This window comes from Micromonospora sp. NPDC000442 (assembly GCF_042898635.1).
GTDB lineage: Bacteria > Actinomycetota > Actinomycetes > Mycobacteriales > Micromonosporaceae > Micromonospora.
The window spans coordinates 1-4,572 of record NZ_JBIAYZ010000050.1; the positions used below are offsets into that span (position 1 = coordinate 1).

Genomic DNA, 4,572 nt, shown 5'->3' on the forward strand with positions numbered 1-4,572 from the left:
TGCGGTTGGTGTCGCGGGTGCGGGCGGTGCTGGGTGTCGAGTTGCCGTTGCGGGTGTTGTTCGAGGCGCCGACCGTCGCGGGTCTGGCGACCTGGCTGAACGAGTCGAGTGTGGCCGTGGCCCGGCCGGTCCTGCGGGCGGCAGAGCGTACGGCGCGGACGCCTTTGTCCTTTGCGCAGCAACGACTCTGGTTCCTGAGCCAACTCGACGGACCCAGCCCGCTCTACAACCTGCCGTTCGTGGTGCGGCTGGACGGCAGCCTGGACGTCGACGCGCTGGATGCGGCGTTGCTCGAGGTGCTCGGCCGGCACGAGTCACTGCGGACTCTGCTGGCGGTCGCGGACGGGCAGCCGTACCAGGAGATCCTGGACGTTGACGCGGTGGGCTCGGTCCTACGGGTCGAGTCGATGCCCGCGGACGAGCTGGAGCAGGCGGTCGTGGAGGCGGCGCGGTACCCGTTCGACCTCGCGGTCGAGGTGCCGATCCGGGCGTGGCTGTTCCAGACCGGCGCCGAGTCGGCTCTCGTGCTGGTCGTGCACCACACCGCGAGTGACGGCTGGTCGACCGCGCCGCTCAGCCGAGATCTGGCGGCGGCGTACGAGGCACGGCTGCGCGGTGAGGCACCGGTGTGGGCGCCGCTGCCGGTGCAGTACGCGGACTACGCGGTGTGGCAGCGCGAACTTCTCGGCTCCGAGTCGGACCCGCAGAGCCTGCTGTCGACCCAGGTCGCCTACTGGCGGGACGCGTTGGCCGGGGCGCCGGAGGAGCTGACCCTGCCGGTGGACCGGTCACGTCCGGCGGTGGCCAGCCGTCAGGGACATCGGGTGCCGTTGCGGGTGCCGGCCGACGTGCATCAGCGGCTCGCCGACCTGGCGCGGGCCGAGGGCGTGACGCCGTTCATGGTCCTGCAGGGCGCGTTCGCGGTGCTGTTGTCGCGGTTGGGTGCGGGCACCGACATCCCGATCGGTTTTCCGGTGGCGGGGCGCAACGACGAGGCGTTGGACGATCTGGTCGGGTTCTTCGTCAACACCCTCGTGCTGCGTACGGACCTGTCGGGCGACCCGACCTTCGCCGAGGTGCTGGGCCGGGTCCGGCAGAGCAGCCTGGACGCCCTCGAACACCAGGACGTGCCGTTCGAGCGACTGGTCGAGGAGTTGGCCCCGGCCCGCTCGATGGCCCGCCACCCGCTGTTCCAGGTGATGCTGACCCTGCAGAACATCGAGCGCGGCATTGCGGGCCTTCCGGTGGTCGACGGTGGGCCGGTGCTCGCCGATGCGGCGGTCATGTCGCGGTTCGACCTGGAGGTTTCGGCGGTCGAGGCGTTCGACGCGCAGGGCCGGCCCGCCGGGCTGAGCGGCGCGGTCACGGCGTCGACAGATCTGTTCGACGAGGAGACCGTTCAGCGGATCGCCAGCTGGTTCGTGCGGGTGCTGACCACCGTGTCGTCCGCCGCACATGCGCCGTTGCACGCGATCGATCTGCTGGACGCCGACCAGCGCGAGCAGGTGCTGAACGGGTGGAACGACACCGCTGCGGAGACCACTGACGCCACCGTGGTCGAGCTTTTCGACCAGCAGGTCGCGGCGTCGCCGGATGCGGTCGCGGTGGTCGCCGATGGGGTCGAGGTCTCCTACCGCGAGCTGGACGCGGCGGCGAGCCGACTGGCGCAGCGCCTGATCGATCTCGGGACGGGTCCGGAGTCAGTGGTCGGGCTGCGGCTCCCGCGGGGCGCGCAGATGATTACGGCGATTGTGGCGGTGTGGAAAGCGGGCGCTGCCTATCTGCCGATCGATGCGCAACTTCCGGCGGAGCGGGTCGAGTTCATGCTGGCCGACGCCGGCGTGACGGTGGTACTTGATGACGTGGCCGTGGAGCAGCCGGACGTTGCTTCGCGATTGGTGGCCCCGGTTCCGTCCTCGTTGGCGTACGTGATCTACACGTCGGGTTCGACCGGTACCCCGAAGGGCGTCGCGGTCTCGCACGGCTCGTTGACGAACCTGGTGTCGGTCTTCGGGCCGATGCTCGGCGCCGCACCCGGCGTGGAGATGCTGCAGTTCGCGTCGTTCAGCTTCGACGCCTCGGTGCTGGACGTGGCGGTGGCGCTGTCGCACGGCGCAACCCTGGTGATCGCCGGCACCGAGCAGCGCCAACAGCCGAAATTGCTGCGGTCGCTGACCGGGCTCAAGGCCGCGAGCGTCGTGCCGTCGCTGCTTGAGGTATTGGAACCCGAGGATCTGGCCCCGGTGCAGGCCTTGGTGGTCGGCTCGGAAGCGGTGAGCGAGGCGGTGGCCCGTGCCTGGTCGCCGGGCCGCCGCATGGTCCACGCCTACGGCCCGACGGAGACCACGGTCATCGTCGTCACGCACGAGGTGGACGGCCGACCGGGTCCGCTGCCGATCGGCGGCCCGATCACGAACACGCGCCTGTACGTGCTGGACGACGCCCTCTCCCCGGTGCCGCCGGGCGTGGTCGGCGAGCTGTACATCGCGGGATCGGCGTTGGCACGCGGCTATGTCGGCCGGCCGGGCCTGACCGCGTCGCGCTTCGTGGCGTGCCCGTTCGGGCCGGGGCGGATGTACCGCACCGGCGACCTGGTGAAGTGGACCTCGGACGGGCAGCTGGTGTTCGTGGGTCGCGCGGACCAGCAGGTCAAGATCCGCGGCTTCCGGATCGAGCCCGGCGAGATCGAGGCGGTCCTGCAGACCGATCCGCTGGTGGGTCAGGTCACGGTGGTCGTGCGCGAGGACACCCCGGGCGACCGGCGATTGGTGGCGTACGTCGTACCGGCCGCCGACGCCGCCCCGGAAGGTCTGCTCGAGCTGGCCGCGCAGCGGCTGCCCGAATACATGGTGCCGTCCGCCGTGGTGATCCTCGACCGGTTGCCGCTGACCGCCAACGACAAGCTGGACCGGCGCGCGCTCCCGGCGCCGGACTACACCGCGGGATCCGGCCGGGGCCCGGCCACCGTGCGGGACGAGATCCTGTGCGGGGTGGTCGCGGAGGTGCTCGGCCTCGACCGGGTGGGCATCGACGACGACTTCTTCAGGTTGGGCGGGCACTCCCTGCTGGCGGTGCGGCTCACGTCGCGGGTGCGTGCGGTGCTCGGCGTCGAACTACCGCTGCGAGTGCTGTTCGAGACGCCCACGGTGGCCGGCATCTCGGCGTGGCTGAACGCCGGTCACACCGGCCCGGCACGACCGCCGATGCGGGCCGTCGAGCGGCCCGCGCGGCCGGTGCTGTCCTTCGCGCAGCAGCGGCTGTGGTTCCTCGGCCAGCTCGCCGGGCCGAGCCCGCTCTACAACATTCCGGCCGTGATCCGGCTCGGCGCCGGGCTCGACGTGGCCGCGCTGGACGCCGCACTGCGGGACGTGATCGGCCGCCACGAGTCCCTGCGGACGCTCTTCCCGGTGGCCGACGGTCAGCCGTACCAACGCATTGTCGACATCGACCAGGTGGAACCGGTCCTCCACGTCTACGACGTGCCGGCCGCCGAGCTGGACCAGGCGGTCACCGAGGCAACCCGGTACGCCTTCGACCTGGCCACCGAGATACCGATCCGGGCGTGGCTGTTCCGGCCCGGCACCGACGAGCCTTCCGCTCTCGTGCTGGTGATCCACCACATCTCCGGCGACGGCTGGTCCACAGCTCCGCTCGGCCGGGACCTCTCTGCTGCGTACGAGGCACGGCTGCGCGGTGAGGCACCGGTGTGGGCGCCGCTGCCGGTGCAGTACGCGGACTACGCGGTGTGGCAGCGCGAACTTCTCGGCTCCGAGTCGGACCCGCAGAGCCTGCTGTCGAAGCAGGTTGCGCACTGGCGGAAGACGCTGGCCGGGGCGCCGGAGGAACTGACCCTGCCGGTCGACCGGTCGCGTCCGGCCGTGGCCACGCATCGCGGCCACCAGGTGCCGTTGCAGGTGCCGGCCGAGCTGCACCAGCGGCTCGTGGACCTGGCGCGGGCCGAGGGCGTGACGCCGTTCATGGTCCTCCAGGCGGCGATGGCGGTGCTGTTGTCGCGGTTGGGTGCGGGCACCGACATCCCGATCGGTTTTCCGGTGGCGGGGCGCAACGACGAGGCGTTGGACGATCTGGTCGGGTTCTTCGTCAACACCCTCGTGCTGCGTACGGACCTGTCGGGTGACCCGACCTTCGCCGAGGTGCTGGGCCGGGTCCGGCAGAGCAGCCTGGACGCCCTCGAGCATCAGGACGTGCCGTTCGAGCGACTGGTCGAGGAGTTGGCCCCGGCCCGCTCGATGGCCCGCCATCCGCTGTTCCAGGTGATGCTGACCCTGCAGAACATCGAGCGCGGCACAGTCAGCCTCTCGCACGCCGACACCGGACATCAGCCGGGCCCGGCGGGACAGGCAACGGCGCGATTCGACCTGGAGGTTTCGGCGGTCGAGGCGTTCGACGCGCAGGGCCGGCCCGCCGGGCTCAACGGCACGGTGGTCGCGTCGGCGGATCTGTTTGACGAGTCGACGGCCCAGCGGTTCGTCGGGTGGTTCGTGCGGGTGTTGGCGGTGGTCACGGCGACTGCCCAGGCGCGCCTGCACGCGATTGATTTGTTGGATGTTG

At 71.0% G+C, this 4,572-nt stretch carries 1 protein-coding gene; it reads left to right on the forward strand.

Features of this window, described 5'->3' with window-relative positions:
* A partial coding sequence (locus tag ACFY2A_RS30470) for an amino acid adenylation domain-containing protein (protein WP_387176783.1) occupies nt 1-4,572 on the forward strand: 4,572 nt, incomplete at both ends.